Source organism: Variovorax boronicumulans NBRC 103145 (assembly GCF_001591345.1).
Taxonomy (GTDB): Bacteria; Pseudomonadota; Gammaproteobacteria; order Burkholderiales; family Burkholderiaceae_C; genus Variovorax; species Variovorax boronicumulans.
Genome location: NZ_BCUS01000138.1, coordinates 1 through 15,146 on the forward strand (window position 1 = coordinate 1; position 15,146 = coordinate 15,146).

Here is a 15,146-nt window from a genome sequence, read left to right on the forward strand (position 1 = left end):
CGGCCGGCGCGGCGGGTGCTGCCGCGGCCGGGGTCTCGGCGCTGCCGTCGAGCGGGGCGGCCGTGGCTTCGGTCACGGTGCTGCGGGCGTACAGGTCGACCGAGGCGTCGGCGGGGCTCGACTTGGTCGAGGCCGAGACGGCGCGCACGCGGTCGCTGGCGCGCAGCTTGTCGTCCACGTTGGCGAACTTGGAGTACTTGGCGAGCAGCGGCACCAGCTGGCCGTACACGCGCGGGGCGCCGGCCAGGCATTCGCGCTGGTCGAGGAACTCGGGCTCGCCCGTGAAGTTGCCGATGAGGCCGCCGGCCTCGGTCACCAGCAGCGAGCCGGCGGCCACGTCCCAGGGGTTCAGGCCGGTCTCGAAGAAGCCGTCGGTGAAGCCGGCGGCCACGTAGGCCAGGTCGAGCGCGGCGGCGCCGGGGCGGCGCAGGCCGGCCATGCGGGGCATCATGTCCGCCATGATGGCCAGGTACTGCTTGAAGTTGTCGCCGGTGCGGAACGGGAAGCCGGTGGAAATGAGGCACTCGCTGAGCTTCACGCGCTTGGACACGCGGATGCGGCGCTCGTTCATGTAGGCGCCGCGGCCCTTGGTGGCCGTGAACAGGTCGTTGCGCGACGGATCGAAAACGACCGCCTGCTCGATCTTGCCGCGCACCGACAGCGCGATCGACACGCAGTAGACCGGGAAGCCGTGGATGAAGTTGGTGGTGCCGTCGAGCGGATCGATGATCCAGACGAATTCGGAGTCTTTGGCACCGTATTCGGTGCCCGATTCTTCGGCCAGGATGCCGTGCCCCGGGTATGCGCCCAGCAAGGTCTCGATGATGACCTTCTCGCTGGCGTGATCGACTTCGGTGACGAAGTCGTTGACCTGCTTCTGGGAGATGCGCACGGCCTCGACGTCGAGGGCGGCGCGATTGATGATGGCGCCGGCGGCGCGTGCGGCCTTGACGGCCACATTGAGCATGGGATGCAGGTTGGGGGACGACATTCTGGATTGTGAGAAGAACGGGTGGGAGAGGCCCCCAAGAATGCAATCTGGGCGACCCTGCGGTCCGGCGATGCGGGCGGCGAGAATCGGGCATTTTACCGGCTCAGCCCGTTTGTGTCTTCCCCACCCGTCATGCGCACCCGTTTCATCCTCATCCAGACCAGCCACGCCGGCAATGTGGGCGCCGCCGCCCGCGCCATGAAGACCATGGGTTTCGACGACCTGGTGCTGGTCGCGCCGCGCTGGGCCAACGTGCTGCGGCGCGAGGAAACCATCCAGCGCGCCAGCGGCGCCCTGGACGTGCTGAACAACGCCCGCATCGTCGAAACGCTCGATGAAGCCCTCGACGGCGTGACCCACCTGTGCGCCACGGCCATGATCCCGCGCGACTTCGGCCCGCCCACGCGCACGCCGCGCGAGCACCTGGAACCGCTGGGCAAGCAGGGCGACCAGCACGTGGCCTTCCTGTTCGGCTCCGAGCGCTTCGGCATGCGCAACGAGGACGTCTACCGCTGCAACGTGGCCCTGAGCATCCCGACCGACCCGAAGTTCGGCTCGCTCAACCTGGGTGCGGCCATCCAGGTGGTGGCCTACGAATGGCGCCTGGCGCTGGGCGGCTACGGCGTGCGCGAGGCCATCGCCCCGGTGCAGGCGGCCGACGCGCAGGCCGTGGCCGGCATGCTCGACCACTGGGAGCGCTCGCTGGTGGACATCGGTTTTCTCGACCCGGCGGCGCCCAAGAAGCTCATGCCGCGGCTGCAGCAACTATTCAACCGCGCGCAGCCCACGCCCGAGGAAATCCACATCCTGCGCGGCATCGCCAAGGCCATGAGCGACGCGACCCGGCCGCCGCGCGACAGCTGAACCGTCACAAAACCCCATCGCGCGTAAGCGAAGACGCCCGGCTTTAGACTGCCCGGCCCCTATCGATATAACGACAACAAAGGCAGCGATGTTCTCTCGACTGCGCGCCGACATCCGGTGCATCCTCGAACGCGACCCGGCCGCCCGCAGCGCCTGGGAAGTGATCACGGTCTACCCCGGCTTCCATGCCGTGGTGCTGCATCGCTGGGCGCACGCCTGTTGGACCCACGGTTTCAAGTGGCCGGCCCGCTTCATCGCGCACTGCGCGCGCGCGTTCACGGGCATCGAGATCCACCCGGCCGCCAAGATCGGCGAGCGCGTGTTCTTCGACCACGCCATGGGCGTGGTGGTCGGCGAAACCGCCGAGATCGGCGACGGCTGCACCATCTACCAGGGCGTGACCTTGGGCGGCACCTCGCTCTACAAGGGCACCAAGCGCCACCCGACGCTGGGAAAGAACGTGGTGGTGAGCGCGGGCGCCAAGGTGCTGGGCGGCTTCGTCGTGGGCGACGGCGCCAAGATCGGCTCCAACGCGGTGGTCATCAAGCCGGTGCCGGCCGGGGCGACCGCGGTGGGCATTCCGGCGCGCATCATCCCGTCGAAAGAGGGCGAGAGCGCCGACGTGGCCGCGCCGCAGAAGTTCTCGGCCTACGGCATCACGCAGGACGACGACCCGCTGAGCCAGGCCATGCGCGGCCTGATCGACAACGCCTCGAGCCAGGAGCACCAGATCGCGCTCCTGTGGCAGGCCATCGAGAAGCTGTCGGCGCAGCCGGGCACCAAGGACTGCGTGCCGGGCGACGCGGCGCGCGGCGAGTCGTTTGAGGCCGACAAGCTGACGCAGCTGATCGGCAAGTAGAAGAGGGGCGCAGGGGCACAGGGGCGCGGTCGCCGTTCAGGCGGGCGACGCCCTGTCTCGCCGCAGGTTGTCTTCCAGCTGGTCCAGCGCATCGCCGTGGTCCAGCGCCCAGCCATAGAGCGCGCGCAAGGGCTCGACGAAGACCTCGCCCAGCGGCGTCAATGCGTACTCCACGCGTGGCGGCACCACCTGGAACACCTCGCGGTGGACCAGGCCGCCCGCCTCCACCTCGCGCAGGGTCAGGGTCAGCATCTTCTTGGAGATGCCCGGTAGGGCGCGCTCCAGCTGCCCGGTGCGCATCGCGCCGTGGCTGAGGGCGTACAGCACCATCGAGGTCCACTTGCCGTTCAGGACGTAGTGGATGCGCCGCTGCGCACAGTCCTCGCGCAGAACGAACGGCGTGTCGCCGGGCGGCGTCGCAACGCGCGGGACACGGCCCGCACGGTTCATCCGGTTCTTCATAGTCACTTTTTTATCCCTATCGCACTTTTACGTCACTACTTCCAGATTGGTGGCGTGAAATCTACCATTCCTGTTTCGTTGCGAGGCATGGTGCCCGCCACACGACAGGAGCAGATTTTCATGAAAGCAGCCGTCATCCGATCCTTTGGCGACCCCGATCAGATTCAACTCGAAGAGGTCGCCACGCCGGTGCCGGGACCGGGCGAAGTCCTGGTCAAGGTGCTGGCCGTCGGCGTCAACCGACTGGATCACTATGTGCGCCTCGGGCAGATCGCCCCGGTCCTCCCGTTCCCGCACATCCTGGGTTCGGATGCCGTGGGCGAGGTCGCCGCGCTGGGCGCTGTCGCTTCGCGCTTCGCGGTGGGCGAGCGCGTGATCGCCATGCCCGGCTACCCGACCGACCCCGCGCAGTGGGACACCCGCCCGGTCACGGCGGCGGCCAGCTACGCGATTCCCGGCATTCACATGCCGGGCACCTATGCCCAGTACATCGTCGTGCCGGAGCACTGGCTGCTGCGCGACACGACCGGCCTGCCGGCCGAGCAGATGGCCGCACTGCCGGTCTCGTTGCTGATCGCGATCCGCGCGGTGCAGGTCGTCGGCGAGGTCAAGGCCGGCGACCGGGTGCTGGTGCATGCCGGCGCGTCGAGCACCGGCATGATGAGCATCCAGGTGGCCCGCGCGCTGGGTGCGCGCGTCGTCACCACGGTGCAGAACGCAGCCTCCGCCGAACTGGCCCTGCGCCTGGGCGCCGAGTTGGCGATCGACACCGGCACGCAGGATTTCGTCGAGCCCGTGCGCGCCTGGAGCGGCGGGCAGGGTGTCGATGTCGCGATCGACAACCTCGGCGGCGATGTGCTGTCGAAGACCCTCGAGGCCGTGAAGCCCATGGGCATCGTGGTGGCGATGGGGTTCATGGCGGGCACCGACGTGCGCTTCGACATCCGGCGCTTCTTCTTCGCGCAGCAGCAGCTGCGCGGCACGCTGGTAGGCGACATCGAGGACTTCGCCGCCTGGCTCGACGCGATACGGCAGGGCCGGGTCCGTGCGCAGATCGACAGCGTGCTGCCACTCTCGCAGGCCGCCGAGGCGCACCGGCGCATCGCCGCCAACGAGGCGCGGGGCAGCATCGTGCTGCAGCCCTGGGCGAGCTGAAGCGGGGCGCGCCATGGACGCTTCGCGTGCGACCGGGGACGACGAGGTGCTGCAGCGGCTGCAGGCCCTGGGTCTTGTCCTGCCCGAACCGCCATCGCCGCTCGGTGCCTACCGCGCAGTGATCGAGGCGGCGGGCCTGCTGCATGTCTCCATGCAGGGGCCGGTGGTCGCGGGGCATCCGCTGCCGCGCGGGCTGCTCGGCGCCGAGCTGACGCTGGAAGAAGGCCGCCAGGCGGCCCGGCTGGCGGTGCTCAATGCGCTGGCCCAGGTGCGCCTGCACCTGGGCGGTTTTCAACGGGTGCGGCAGATCGTGCGGCTCGAAGGCCATGTCGCCTGCGTGCAGTCGTTCACCCAGCACCCGCAGGTGCTCGACGCCGCCTCCGAGCTGCTGGCCCGCCTGTTCGACACGCGCGCGGGCCATGCGCGGTCGGTGTGCGGGGTGCGCAACCTGCCGGGCAACCTGCCGGTGGCCGTGACCCTGACCCTTGAAGTGGAACCCTCACGTCGCTGAGGTTGCCGACACCGCTGACGCCGCCCCGGCGTTCAGCCGTGCGCGTCCCCACCACGCCTCGTTCATTGAAGCGGTGCCGAGCGGCCCGTCGCCGACGTGTTCAGTTCGCTGAGCATGTGCACCAGGCGCGCCGTCGAGCGCGTGCCGAGCTTCTCGCGGATGCTGCGCAACTGGTGGTCGATCGTGGAGAGCGAGCGGTCCAGCTGGCGCGCGATTTCCTTGTAGCTCAGGCCGCCGGCCGCCAGCTTCGCCACCTTCAGCTCCGCCGGCGTCAGTGCCGCGAGGTTCGCCGGGTGGTCCGTGGCGCCTGCCCGCTCGCTCTGCGCCTGCGCGAACCGGTGGGCGGCGCTCAGCAGCGGGCCCAGCGCGGTGCGGGCCAGGCCCGGCAACTCGTCGCACACGGCGTGCTTCCAGCGCGGGGCCCTGTGGTGCCAGTCGGCGCAGATCATGCCCACTGGCCGGTCTTCGTCGTGCACGGGAACCGCCAGCTTCGAGGCCGTGCCGGCCTGCATCAGCGTGGCGCGCAACTCCTGCGTGAAGCTGCGCTCTTGCGACACGTCGATGATGGGGGCGATGCCGCTGCCGCTCCAGACGGCGCGGATGCCTGGGTTGGCGGCGCTGAAGCGCAGGCCGATCACCGCAGGCAGCGGTTGCGACGGGCGCTGCACCTCGGCCGCGACCACGTAGTCATGCAGGCGGCCGCTGGCGTCGACATAGCCGCCAAAGCCGGCGTCGACGCGGTCGGCGTCGAGCGTGTCGCGCAGCCATTGCACCGAGATGCGCCAGCAGGCCTGCGGGTCGTCCAGGTACAGCAGCAGCTGCGCGGCCAGCTCGCGGCCCGGTCGCCAGGTGATCGCGCGCTCGCCTTCGAACAGGCGCCGCCGGAGCTGGCGTTGAAGCACAAGGATGTCGTGGTCTTCGAGCATGGATGCCGGGCTGCAGTGCGGAAGTCGAATGCTACGGCCCGGCGTCCCCGGGCGGAAGGGGGCTGTTTCCAATGGCACGCCGGTGTGGACCCGCGACGCTGGCGCCGTTCAGGCGAGCGTCAGCCCTGCGGCCGTCACGCCGCACCGCTGGCCGTCAGCGGGTCGTAGTCCGGCGAGCGCAGCAGCTCGTGCAGCTGGCGCCGGCGCACGCCCATGTTGCCGCCGTCGAACAGCGGGAGCACCAACGCGTCCTGGAGCATGCCGGCGAGCGGCAGGTCGTGGTCGTAGCTGTCGATGCCCACCACGCGCATCAGGTCGGTGATCACGCGCACCGCGGTCTCGGAGCCGTAGATCTTGGCCTGCAGCGCCAGCTCCAGCGCCGCGGGCGATTGCGTGTCCAGCGCGTGGCACGCGCGCCAGTTGAGGTAGCGCGAGGCCTCGATGGCGGTCTTGGCATCGGCCAGCGCATACCCCACGGCCTGGTGCTCGATGATCGGAAGGGCGCCGCCGCGGCATTGGGTCTTGGCGAAGTGCAACGAGAAATCGAAGGCCCCCTGCATCAGGGCCGTGCCGAACACGCCGACCAGCGCCGCCGTCGCCGAGAAGCTGGCGGCCACCAGGTCCTTGCCGCTGCCTACCGGGCCCAGCACGTTGGCCTGCGCGGTGCGCACGCCCTCGAGGCGAAAGCGGGGCGTGAGGTGCGCGCGGTGGCCCATCGAATCGTGATAACGCTCGACCACGATGCCGCCCTCGGGCCGCGGAACGACCAGCACCGACAGCCCGCTGTCGGGCGGCGCGTCGGCGTCGGTGCGGCACACCACGCACAGCAGGTCGGCGCCTTGCTCGTCCCATCCGGTCGCGCTCGAAATCCACTGCTTGGTGCCGTCGATGACCCATTGCCCGCCATCGAGCCGGGCGCGCGTGCGCGTGCCTTCGCCAGGGGCCGCGGCATCGAAGTTGGCGCTGCCGCCCGGCTCGCTGTTGCACAGGGCGGCCAATGGCGCGCCGGAGCCTTCAAGGAACGGCCCGAGAAACGCCTTCTGCTGCTCGGGCGAGCCGCCGATCGTCACGGGCAGCAGGCCCAGCAGCGTGGCGAACATCGTGAGCGACACGTTGGGGTCGACGCGATAGAACTCCTCGGCCACCACGGCCATGTCCAGCATGCCCGTGCCTTCGCCGCCGAACGGCATCGGGATGATGCGCCGCAGGAACCCGGCCTTCACCAGATGTGCGTAGAACGGCCGCGTGGCGACGAAGCGCGCCAGCGGCGTGGGCAGGTGGCGCGTGGCCGGTGCGACCTCGGTCAGCACGCTGCGCGCGAAGCGGCGAGCCGAGAGTTGCAATTCGCGCTGCGCGGGGGTGAGGGTGAAGTCGATCGGCATGGTGTCTCCGTTGTAGGTCTGTCCGGCTCGCAGCCCCAAGGTCGCAGGGCGTATGCGCCGGGTCGGCGGAATTGTCTGCCGGGGTCGGCCGCACCGCCTTCGCGAACATTCGCGATGCCGGTGGGCGCGTCAGGCCCTGCCCAAGGGAGAAAAAGAGGCCGTGCGGCACGCACGCGCATCGGCGCGGAGCCCGGCCATACAGCCTCCACACGAACCATTGAAGTCCGCTCGACGGCGGCGAAGCACGACCCCCGCATCGCCCAGCGTGGCGCCGGGCCTGACGTCAGGAGCGCTTGGCGGAGGCGCCGTGCAGCGTGCCGTGCACGTGCCCCGCGTGCTGGCCGAAGGTCTCGGGTGCGAGCGCGGCCGTGTCCAGCTCCTGCAGGATGCCGCAGGCGCTCGCCGATTCGGGGCCGCCGCACTGCAGGCGCAGTGCCTTCAGCTGCTTTTCGAGGGTCTTCAGCTCGGCGATGCGCGAGGCCACGTGGCCGATGTGGTCGTCCAGCAGCTGGTTCACCTCGCCGCAGTCGTCCTGCGGCGCATCGCGGAATTTCAGCAGGCTGCGGATCTCGTCGAGCGTCATGTCCAGCGAGCGGCAGCGGCGGATGAAGCCCAGGCGCTGGGCATGCTCGTCGTCGTAGATGCGGTAGTTGCTGTCGGTGCGCGCGGGCGCGGGCAGCAGCTGTTCGCGCTCGTAGTACCGGATGGTTTCGACCGGCGTGTTCGTGGCCTTGGCCAGGTCACCGATTTTCATGATGCGGCATCTCAAGGAAGTGGCAATCAACGGTTGACTCTACACCTGCTTCAGGGTTTCCAATGAATGCATGACGAATCAGAACACCCTGAATCAGCCGGTGCCACGCGCTGCGCCGCATGACCACGCTCACGACCACGGGCACAGCCACGGACACGACCATGCACACGATCACGCCCCCGCCGCGCCGGCAACGGCCTGCTGTGGCAGCGCGGTGTGCGGCAGTGCGCCGGCGTCGGCCGAGCCGGCCGACCTGCCGAAGGGCGCCGTGCTGTTTCGCATTCCCACCATGGACTGCGCGGTCGAAGAGTCCGAGATCCGCCGCGCCCTCGAGCCCGTTGCGGGCGTGAAGGCCCTGCGCTTTCGCCTGAGCGAACGCACGCTGGCCCTCACCACCGAAGACGGCGCGCTGCCCGCCGCGCTCGACGCCATCCGCCAGGCCGGCTTCAAGCCCGAGCCGGTGGCATCGTCGGCGGGGCAGAAGGCCGAGCCCGCGCGCTTCGCCGGCATGTCGACCGGCCTGGCGCGCCTCGTGGCCGCGCTGGTGCTGGCCATCGCGGCCGAGACCGTGTCCTTCCTGGCACTCGACGGCGTGGGCTTCATGGCCGCCGAGATGGGCCTCGCGCTCGCGGCCATCGCGCTGGCCGGCCTGGACACCTACAAGAAGGGCTTCGCCGCGCTGGTGCGCGGGCGCCTCAACATCAACGCGCTGATGGCCGTCGCCGTCACGGGCGCTTTCATCATCGGCCAGTGGCCCGAGGCCGCGATGGTGATGGCGCTGTACGCCATCGCCGAGCTCATCGAGGCCCGCGCCGTCGACCGCGCGCGCAACGCCATCCAGAGCCTGCTCGCGCTCGCGCCCGAACAGGCCGAGGTGCGGCAGCCCGACGGCAGCTGGCAGACCGTGCGCGCCGAGGCGGTGGCGCTCGATGCCGTCGCGCGCATCCGCCCCGGCGAGCGCGTACCGCTGGACGGCGTGGTGCTCGAAGGCACCAGCGCCATCGACCAGGCGCCGGTCACGGGCGAGAGCATTCCGGTCGACAAGGCCGCGGGCGATGCGGTGTTTGCCGGCACCATCAACCAGACCGGCGCGCTGGTGTTCCGCGTGACGGCCGTGGCAGCCAACACCACGCTCGCGCGCATCATCCACGCGGTGGAAGAGGCGCAGGGTTCGCGCGCGCCCACGCAGCGCTTCGTCGACAGGTTCGCCGCCATCTACACGCCCACCGTCTTCGTGCTGGCGCTGGCCATCGCGGTGCTCACGCCGTGGCTGCTGGGCTGGACCTGGGTGCAGGCCGTCTACAAGGCGCTGGTGCTGCTGGTCATCGCCTGCCCGTGCGCGCTGGTCATCTCCACGCCCGTGACGGTCGTGAGCGCGCTGGCCTCGGCCGCGCGGCGCGGCATCCTCATCAAGGGCGGCACCTACCTCGAAGAGGCGCGCAAGCTCAAGGCCGTGGCGCTCGACAAGACCGGCACCATCACCGAGGGCAAGCCCAAGCTGGTCGAGTCGGTGCTGATCGACAAGGCGGGCAGGGATGAAGGCGCGGTGTACGCGCTGGCCGCCAACATCGCGGGCCGTTCCGACCACCCGGTGTCGAAGGCCATCGCCCAAGGCTTGGGTGGGTCGGTCGAAGAAGTCGGTGACTTCACTGCGCTGCCCGGACGCGGCGTGCAGGCCACGCATGCGGGCCAGAGCTATGTGCTGGGCAACCACCGGCTGATCGAAGAGCGCGGCCTGTGCTCGCCGGAACTCGAAATCGAACTGAAGCGCCACGAAGAAGCCGGCCGCACGGTGACGCTGCTGGCATCTGAAAAGTCGGTGCTGGCGCTGTTCGCAGTGGCCGACACCATCAAGCCCTCGTCGCAGGCGGCCGTGGCCGAGCTGTGCGCGCTGGGCGTGACGCCCGTCATGCTCACCGGCGACAACACCGCCACCGCGAAGACCATCGGCGCGCATGCCGGCATCGAGGACGTGCGCGGCAACCTGCTGCCCGAAGAAAAGTTGGACGCCATCCAGGCCATGCAGCAGCGCTACGGCGCCGTCGCGATGACCGGCGACGGCATCAACGACGCCCCCGCGCTCGCCAGGGCCGACATCGGCTTCGCCATGGGCGGCGCCGGCACCGACACCGCGATGGAGGCGGCCGACGTAGTCATCATGAACGACGACCTGCGCCGCATCCCCGAGACCATCCGCCTGTCGCGCCGTTCGCATGCGGTGCTGTGGCAGAACATCACCCTCGCACTCGGCATCAAGGGCGTGTTCTTCGTGCTCGCGGTGTTCGGCAGCGCGACCATGTGGATGGCGGTGTTCGCCGACATGGGGGCGAGCCTGCTGGTGGTGGCGAACGGGTTGCGGTTGATGCGAACCGAAAAGCAGGAATAGCGCAGCGCGGAGGAGGCGGCCTCGGAGAAGAGGGCTGAAGCGAGCGTCTGCCGGTCAACGCCTCACTCGGCACGCCAGACGAGGTGCAGGTCGCCATCTACGAATCCCAGAGAGACCGCGTGAGCAGCCTTCAGGCGCGAAGCGCCCGCAGACGCGGCGTCCAGGTAGCGAAGAATCGTCTGCGAGATGGCCTGCAGGCCTGCCTCCCAGTCTGGCCCCACCGCTTCGCTCGCGATCTCGAAACGTGGCGATGAGGACATGAAGATGTCGTCGCACGCCCAGTCGGAATCTTCCGGGTCGTAGGTTGGAGCACCCACGAGTTCGAGGTCGTAGGTCGTCGAACTGTCGTAGAGGTTGAAGTGAAAAGCGGCGATGCCTTCAGGCAGCGGCGCAGACAAGACGGAATCGATCCAGGCGGCCAGATCGGCGAACAAAGGGGTGTTCATGAGGCTGAAGTGGCTGAGTTTTGGATCATGCGCATTCGGATTTTTAGCACGGCCTTGAGGCGTCTGGGCTCACTCGCGCGCCGCCCACGTCTCCAACGGCCCCCGCGCCGCGTTGCACATCTGGATCGAGCCGGGCGCGCCGAACTAACATCGGGCGAGTTTTTTCCCCAGGCCCCACGACCGTTCCGCCCATGTCCGTCACCACCCTCCTGCTGCAACTCGTCGTCATCCTCACCACCGCGCGCCTGTGCGGCTGGGTGCTGCGCCATGTGGGGCAGCCGAGCGTGGTGGGGGAGATGGCGGCGGGGCTGATGCTCGGGCCGGCGGTCATGGGCCTGCTGTTCCCGTCGCTGCACGCGCAGCTGTTCGCCAAGGAGTCGCTGCAGGGGCTGTCGTCGCTGGCGACGGTGGGGCTGGTGCTGTTCATGTTCGTGGTGGGCCTGGAGCTGCGGGCCACGCGCAACATGCGCGCGCAGCTGCAGGCGGCCGGCGCGGTGGGCGTGCTCAGCGTGCTGGTGCCGCTGGTGCTGGGCCTGGCGATCTCGCCGGCGCTGCACCCCACGCTCGCGCCGGCCGGCGTGGGCTTCTGGCCCTTCGCGCTGTTCATGGCGGCGGCGCTGTCGATCACGGCCTTCCCGGTGATGGCGCGCATCCTGAAAGACCGCGGCATGACGCGCACGCCCTTCGGCCAGCTCTCGCTGAGCGCCGCGGCGGTGGTCGACGTGTTCGCGTGGATCCTGCTGGCCTTCGTGGTCGCGCTGGTGGGCACCAGCGACGGCTACGCGGGCCTGATCAAGATCACGGTCGGCGTGGTGGTGATGCTCACGGTGCTGTTCCTCGGGCTCAAGCCGGCCTTTGCGTGGCTGCTGCGCGTGAAGGCACCCGACGGCGAGCCGTCGACCACGCTGATGGCCGCGCTCATGATCGGCCTGCTGGTCACGGCGCTGCTGACCGAGTGGCTGCACCTGCACGCGGTGTTCGGCGCCTTCCTGTTCGGCGCCTGCCTGCCGCGCGACGACCGCCTGCTGCGCTCGCTGAGCGAGCGCATCGAGCCGATCTCCATCGTCGTGCTGATGCCGCTGTTCTTCGCGCTCGCGGGGTTGGGCACCACGGCCAACGCGTTCTCGGGCGCCAGCCTGGGCGCGATGCTGCTGATCGTGGGCGTGGCCACCGTGGGCAAGATCGCGGGCGGCGCGGCCGGCGCGCGCATTGCCGGCTACAGCTGGCGCGACAGCCTGGCCACCGGCTCGCTCATGAATGCGCGCGGGCTGATGGAGCTCATCGTCATCAAGATCGGCCTGGACGTCGGCCTGATCGGCCCCGAGCTCTTCACGATGCTGCTGGTGATGGCGCTGGCCACCACCGCGATGACCGGGCCGCTGATGACGCTGTGCGTCGGCCGCAAGGCGAAGCCCGCCGAGACGGCGGCGCACGCCGAGCCCTGAACCCCTTCAGCCGCCGCGGCGCACGCTGAACCCGATGCGCGTCTCGCCGCCCTGGCTCGACGCGAACACCTGCCCGCCGTGCATGCGCGCGATCGCCTCGACGATCGACAGGCCCAGCCCGTGGTGGCGCGTGGAGCCGTCACGCGCCTGGGCCGCGCGGTAGAAGCGCTCGAACAGGCGCGGCAGGGCCTCGGGGTCGATCGGCGCGCCGCGGTTGATCACGGCGATGGTGTCGTGTTCTCCGCCAGGGGCGGCCGCGATCTCGATGCGCAGCGTCGAGGCCGGTTCGGCAAAGCGGATCGCATTGCCCAGCAGGTTGAAGAGGGCGCGCCGGATCAGCCCCGCGTCCACCTCGGCCACGGCCTCGCCGTGCACTTCGGCACGCAGGCCGGCCTCGTCGAGCATGGCGTCGTAGAAGTCGATCACGTCACGCGCCTGCTCCGCCAGGCTCACCGGGGCCATCGAGCGCGCCGAGGTGCCGCGATCGGCCTTCGAGAGAAACAGCATGTCGGTCACGATGCCCGACAGCCGCCCCATCTCCTCGAGGTTGGAGGCCAGCACGGCCTGCAGCTCCTCGTTGCTGCGCGGGCGCGTGAGCGCCACCTCGGTGGAGCCCAGCAGGTTGGCCAGCGGCGTGCGCAGCTCGTGCGCCACGTCGGCGTTGAACGACTCCAGCTGCACGTAGGCGCGCTGCACCCGCGCCAGCAGCGCGTTGAACTGCGTGATCCAGGGCCGCAGCTCCTGCGCGAAGGCGCCGGGGTCGATCGACTGGTGGACGTGGTCGGGCGTGATGGCCGCCGTGCGCTCGGCCAGCGCCTTCAGCGGCCGCAGCCCGCGCCGCACCAGCCACATGCCGGTGAGCGACACCAGCGCCGTGCCCAGCACCACCGCGCCCAGCAGCGTCCAGGCCAGGCGTTCGAGCAGCCGGGAGTCCTGCGCGATGTTCACGCCGACCTGCACCGACAGGTCGGTGTGGAAGTCGCCGTTCTGCCAGGGCACGACGATGGCGCGCCGCAGCCAGTGACCCTGCGGCGGCGGCGTGGACTGGAACAGCGGCTTGCCGGCGTTGGCGATCGACAGGGTCACGTCGTCCTGCATCGAGAAGAAGTCGTCGAGCTTGTGGCGCAGAAAGACGAGGTCGCCGCCTTTCTCGGCCTCCTTGAGCAGGTGCTCGACGAGCACCGTCTTCTGGTCGAGCGCGTCGCGCTGCTTGGCGCCGAAGCTCCAGGCGGTCACGAGGTAGATGGCCAGGCAGATGATGCTCAGGCCGGACAGCGTCTGCGCGGCGAACCAGAACGACAGCCGGCTCTGGATCGAATGCGGCTTCGGGCTCATGCCCAGGAACGGTCTTCCAGCACGTAGCCCATGCCGCGAACGGTGTGCAGCAGCTTCACGTCGAAGGGGTCGTCGATCTTGCTGCGCAGGCGGCGAATGGCCACCTCGACCACGTTGGTGTCGCTGTCGAAGTTCATGTCCCACACCTGCTCGGCGAGCGTGGAGCGCGACAGAATCTGCCCGCGCCGGCGCAGCAGCACCACCAGCAGCGTGAACTCCTTGGCCGTGAGGTCCAGCCGCGTGCGGTTGCGCATGCACTTGCGGCTCACCAGGTCCAGCTCCAGGTCGGCCAGGCGCAGCACCGTGGGCTCCTGCGTCTTGCCGCGCCGCAGCAGCGCCTGCACGCGCGCCAGCAGCTCCGAGAAGGAGAAGGGCTTCACCAGGTAGTCGTCGGCGCCTTGCTGCAGGCCCTGCACGCGGTCTTCGACCTTGTCGCGCGCGGTGAGCACCAGCACGGGCACGTTCTTCGTGCGGCGAATGGCCTGCAGCACGGCAAAGCCGTCGATGCCCGGCAGCATCACGTCCAGCAGCACGAGCGCGTAGTCGCCCTCGGTGGCGAGGTAGCGGCCTTCGATGCCATCGCGGGCAATGTCGACCACGTAGCCGTTCTCTTCCAGCCCCTTTTTCAGGTAATCGCCCAGTTTGGGTTCGTCTTCGATGACAAGAATTCGCATGGTACGGATCGTACCCAAGGCCTTTCGAGACGCTGGTTACGATTTAGTAATCCTATTGAAGGACAAAGCGCCGACACGCTGTCGTACAGTGGGCCGGGCCCTCGGTTCGCAGGGCTTTTCTTGGTCGGCGCGCCACGCCCCGTCGATATACTTTTGTCAACAATGCGCCGCTGGCTCCTGATTTTCCTGCTGTTTCTCCTGCCTTTCCAGTACAGCTGGGCGGTGTCGGCCGCCTATTGCCTGCACGAAGGCGACAAGGGAAGCGGCCACTGGGGCCACCACGAGGACGAGCCGCGCGGCACCGACCGCACCCACGCGGGCGACGGCGCCAAGAAAGACAGCACCCGCCAGCCCAACGCGGCGGTCGGCCATTGCATCGTTGCCCACTTCGGGCAGGCCCAGCATGCGGACACCGCCGCCGCGCTGCCGGCCCAGGCGCCCGTGGCTTCGCAGCCGCTGCGCGCCGCTTCCACCGAACGCTTCGCCTCGCACATCGCCGAAGTGCCGGTGCGCCCCGACTGGTTGCTCTCCGCCTGATTCGGCGAGAGCACAGCCCCTTTTCTTCTTTCTGATCTCACTCATCAGCTGAGCGCTCCTCGCCGAATTCGTCCGTCCGTTGTTTTGCAACCCAGGAGAATTCGATGCGCACGCTTTTCGTGCCGCTGGCCGTGTTGGCCTTGGCGGTACCCCCGGCCTTTTCACAGCAGACCCCGCAGGCGGCCGGTCCCTCGTCGTCCCTGTCGGCCCCCGCTCGCACGCTGGAGCCCGAAGGCCCGCTGACCCTGCGCGCCGCCGTGGCGCTGGCGCTGCAGGCCAACCCGGGCCTGTCGGCCGCGCGCCATGAGCAGGCCGCCGCCGACGGCGCGGTGGTTCAGGCCGGCGCCTGGCCCAACCCCACGCTGGACACGCAGCTGGAAGACCTGCGCCGCAACAACCGCACGACCACGCTGCAGCTG

15 protein-coding genes and 1 pseudogene are annotated in these 15,146 nt (G+C 69.4%); 8 read left to right on the top strand and 8 right to left on the bottom strand.

Annotated elements, in window-relative coordinates:
- On the bottom strand, positions 1 to 991 hold a 991-nt coding region (locus VBO01S_RS27205; protein WP_062481239.1), incomplete at its 3' end, for an inositol monophosphatase family protein.
- A gap of 132 nt (positions 992 to 1,123) precedes the next feature.
- On the opposite strand from VBO01S_RS27205, the gene VBO01S_RS27210 reads away from it, so the two are divergent.
- Positions 1,124 to 1,855 carry an RNA methyltransferase gene (locus VBO01S_RS27210; RefSeq protein WP_062481241.1) on the top strand — a complete coding sequence of 244 codons (732 nt, stop codon included), beginning with the start codon at positions 1,124 to 1,126 and terminating at the stop codon, positions 1,853 to 1,855.
- Between the two features lie 67 nt (positions 1,856 to 1,922).
- Positions 1,923 to 2,714, top strand: a complete 792-nt coding sequence (gene cysE, locus VBO01S_RS27215; RefSeq protein WP_223301446.1) for a serine O-acetyltransferase — start codon at positions 1,923 to 1,925, stop codon at positions 2,712 to 2,714.
- Positions 2,715 to 2,750: 36 nt separating this feature from the next.
- Here cysE and VBO01S_RS27220 read toward each other — a convergent pair whose 3' ends face one another.
- Entirely contained in the window at positions 2,751 to 3,176 is a 426-nt protein-coding gene (locus VBO01S_RS27220) for a winged helix-turn-helix transcriptional regulator (RefSeq protein ID WP_255221214.1), read from the bottom strand.
- A 120-nt stretch (positions 3,177 to 3,296) separates the two neighbouring features.
- Here VBO01S_RS27220 and VBO01S_RS27225 point away from each other — a divergent pair, with 120 nt between their 5' ends.
- Both VBO01S_RS27225 and VBO01S_RS27230 read left to right on the top strand, forming a co-directional pair.
- Positions 3,297 to 4,331 (top strand): quinone oxidoreductase family protein, encoded by a 1,035-nt coding sequence (locus tag VBO01S_RS27225; protein ID WP_169805092.1) that lies wholly within the window; start codon positions 3,297 to 3,299, stop codon positions 4,329 to 4,331.
- 13 nt (positions 4,332 to 4,344) lie between these two features.
- Positions 4,345 to 4,842, top strand: a complete 498-nt coding sequence (locus VBO01S_RS27230) for a RidA family protein (RefSeq protein WP_062481244.1) — start codon at positions 4,345 to 4,347, stop codon at positions 4,840 to 4,842.
- Positions 4,843 to 4,904: 62 nt separating this feature from the next.
- Here the strand turns inward: VBO01S_RS27230 and VBO01S_RS27235 are convergent, their stop codons facing one another.
- The 3 genes from VBO01S_RS27235 to cadR form a co-directional block, all read right to left on the bottom strand.
- Positions 4,905 to 5,768, bottom strand: a complete 864-nt coding sequence (locus VBO01S_RS27235; RefSeq protein WP_062481245.1) for a LuxR C-terminal-related transcriptional regulator — start codon at positions 5,766 to 5,768, stop codon at positions 4,905 to 4,907.
- A gap of 134 nt (positions 5,769 to 5,902) precedes the next feature.
- Positions 5,903 to 7,150 carry an acyl-CoA dehydrogenase family protein gene (locus tag VBO01S_RS27240; protein WP_062481247.1) on the bottom strand — a complete coding sequence of 416 codons (1,248 nt, stop codon included), beginning with the start codon at positions 7,148 to 7,150 and terminating at the stop codon, positions 5,903 to 5,905.
- Positions 7,151 to 7,433: 283 nt separating this feature from the next.
- Positions 7,434 to 7,904, bottom strand: a complete 471-nt coding sequence (cadR, locus tag VBO01S_RS27245; protein ID WP_062481249.1) for a Cd(II)/Pb(II)-responsive transcriptional regulator — start codon at positions 7,902 to 7,904, stop codon at positions 7,434 to 7,436.
- A gap of 70 nt (positions 7,905 to 7,974) precedes the next feature.
- Between cadR and VBO01S_RS27250 the strand changes: the two genes are divergently transcribed.
- A complete protein-coding gene (locus VBO01S_RS27250; RefSeq protein WP_062481251.1) occupies positions 7,975 to 10,290 on the top strand; it encodes a heavy metal translocating P-type ATPase in 2,316 nt (771 codons plus the stop codon).
- A gap of 62 nt (positions 10,291 to 10,352) precedes the next feature.
- Here the strand turns inward: VBO01S_RS27250 and VBO01S_RS27255 are convergent, their stop codons facing one another.
- Positions 10,353 to 10,736 carry a hypothetical protein gene (locus tag VBO01S_RS27255; RefSeq protein ID WP_062481253.1) on the bottom strand — a complete coding sequence of 128 codons (384 nt, stop codon included), beginning with the start codon at positions 10,734 to 10,736 and terminating at the stop codon, positions 10,353 to 10,355.
- A gap of 191 nt (positions 10,737 to 10,927) precedes the next feature.
- Between VBO01S_RS27255 and VBO01S_RS27260 the strand changes: the two genes are divergently transcribed.
- Complete coding sequence (locus tag VBO01S_RS27260) at positions 10,928 to 12,181, top strand: cation:proton antiporter (protein WP_062481255.1); 1,254 nt, start codon at positions 10,928 to 10,930, stop codon at positions 12,179 to 12,181.
- A 6-nt stretch (positions 12,182 to 12,187) separates the two neighbouring features.
- Here VBO01S_RS27260 and VBO01S_RS27265 read toward each other — a convergent pair whose 3' ends face one another.
- Positions 12,188 to 13,516 (bottom strand): heavy metal sensor histidine kinase, encoded by a 1,329-nt coding sequence (locus VBO01S_RS27265; RefSeq protein ID WP_062481256.1) that lies wholly within the window; start codon positions 13,514 to 13,516, stop codon positions 12,188 to 12,190.
- Positions 13,513 to 14,190 carry a heavy metal response regulator transcription factor gene (locus VBO01S_RS27270; RefSeq protein WP_062481258.1) on the bottom strand — a complete coding sequence of 226 codons (678 nt, stop codon included), beginning with the start codon at positions 14,188 to 14,190 and terminating at the stop codon, positions 13,513 to 13,515. Before VBO01S_RS27270 ends, VBO01S_RS27265 begins: the two co-directional genes overlap by 4 nt.
- Positions 14,191 to 14,352: 162 nt before the next feature.
- Between VBO01S_RS27270 and VBO01S_RS27275 the strand changes: the two genes are divergently transcribed.
- Both VBO01S_RS27275 and VBO01S_RS27280 read left to right on the top strand, forming a co-directional pair.
- Entirely contained in the window at positions 14,353 to 14,727 is a 375-nt protein-coding gene (locus VBO01S_RS27275; RefSeq protein ID WP_062481260.1) for a hypothetical protein, read from the top strand.
- A gap of 104 nt (positions 14,728 to 14,831) precedes the next feature.
- Positions 14,832 to 15,146 (top strand): annotated as a pseudogene (locus VBO01S_RS27280) (cobalt-zinc-cadmium resistance protein); the annotation flags it as partial.

Bases quoted from the DNA above. Each gene is read 5' to 3' on its own strand.
- VBO01S_RS27260 (WP_062481255.1), top strand. From the start codon at position 10,928: ATGTCCGTCACCACCCTCCTGCTGCAACTCGTCGTCATCCTCACCACC.
- VBO01S_RS27265 (WP_062481256.1), bottom strand. From the start codon at position 13,516: ATGAGCCCGAAGCCGCATTCGATCCAGAGCCGGCTGTCGTTCTGGTTC.
- VBO01S_RS27270 (WP_062481258.1), bottom strand. From the start codon at position 14,190: ATGCGAATTCTTGTCATCGAAGACGAACCCAAACTGGGCGATTACCTG.
- VBO01S_RS27220 (WP_255221214.1), bottom strand. From the start codon at position 3,176: ATGAAGAACCGGATGAACCGTGCGGGCCGTGTCCCGCGCGTTGCGACG.
- VBO01S_RS27235 (WP_062481245.1), bottom strand. From the start codon at position 5,768: ATGCTCGAAGACCACGACATCCTTGTGCTTCAACGCCAGCTCCGGCGG.
- VBO01S_RS27240 (WP_062481247.1), bottom strand. From the start codon at position 7,150: ATGCCGATCGACTTCACCCTCACCCCCGCGCAGCGCGAATTGCAACTC.
- VBO01S_RS27255 (WP_062481253.1), bottom strand. From the start codon at position 10,736: ATGAACACCCCTTTGTTCGCCGATCTGGCCGCCTGGATCGATTCCGTC.
- VBO01S_RS27230 (WP_062481244.1), top strand. From the start codon at position 4,345: ATGGACGCTTCGCGTGCGACCGGGGACGACGAGGTGCTGCAGCGGCTG.
- cadR (WP_062481249.1), bottom strand. From the start codon at position 7,904: ATGAAAATCGGTGACCTGGCCAAGGCCACGAACACGCCGGTCGAAACC.
- VBO01S_RS27250 (WP_062481251.1), top strand. From the start codon at position 7,975: ATGACGAATCAGAACACCCTGAATCAGCCGGTGCCACGCGCTGCGCCG.
- VBO01S_RS27225 (WP_169805092.1), top strand. From the start codon at position 3,297: ATGAAAGCAGCCGTCATCCGATCCTTTGGCGACCCCGATCAGATTCAA.
- VBO01S_RS27275 (WP_062481260.1), top strand. From the start codon at position 14,353: ATGCGCCGCTGGCTCCTGATTTTCCTGCTGTTTCTCCTGCCTTTCCAG.
- VBO01S_RS27210 (WP_062481241.1), top strand. From the start codon at position 1,124: ATGCGCACCCGTTTCATCCTCATCCAGACCAGCCACGCCGGCAATGTG.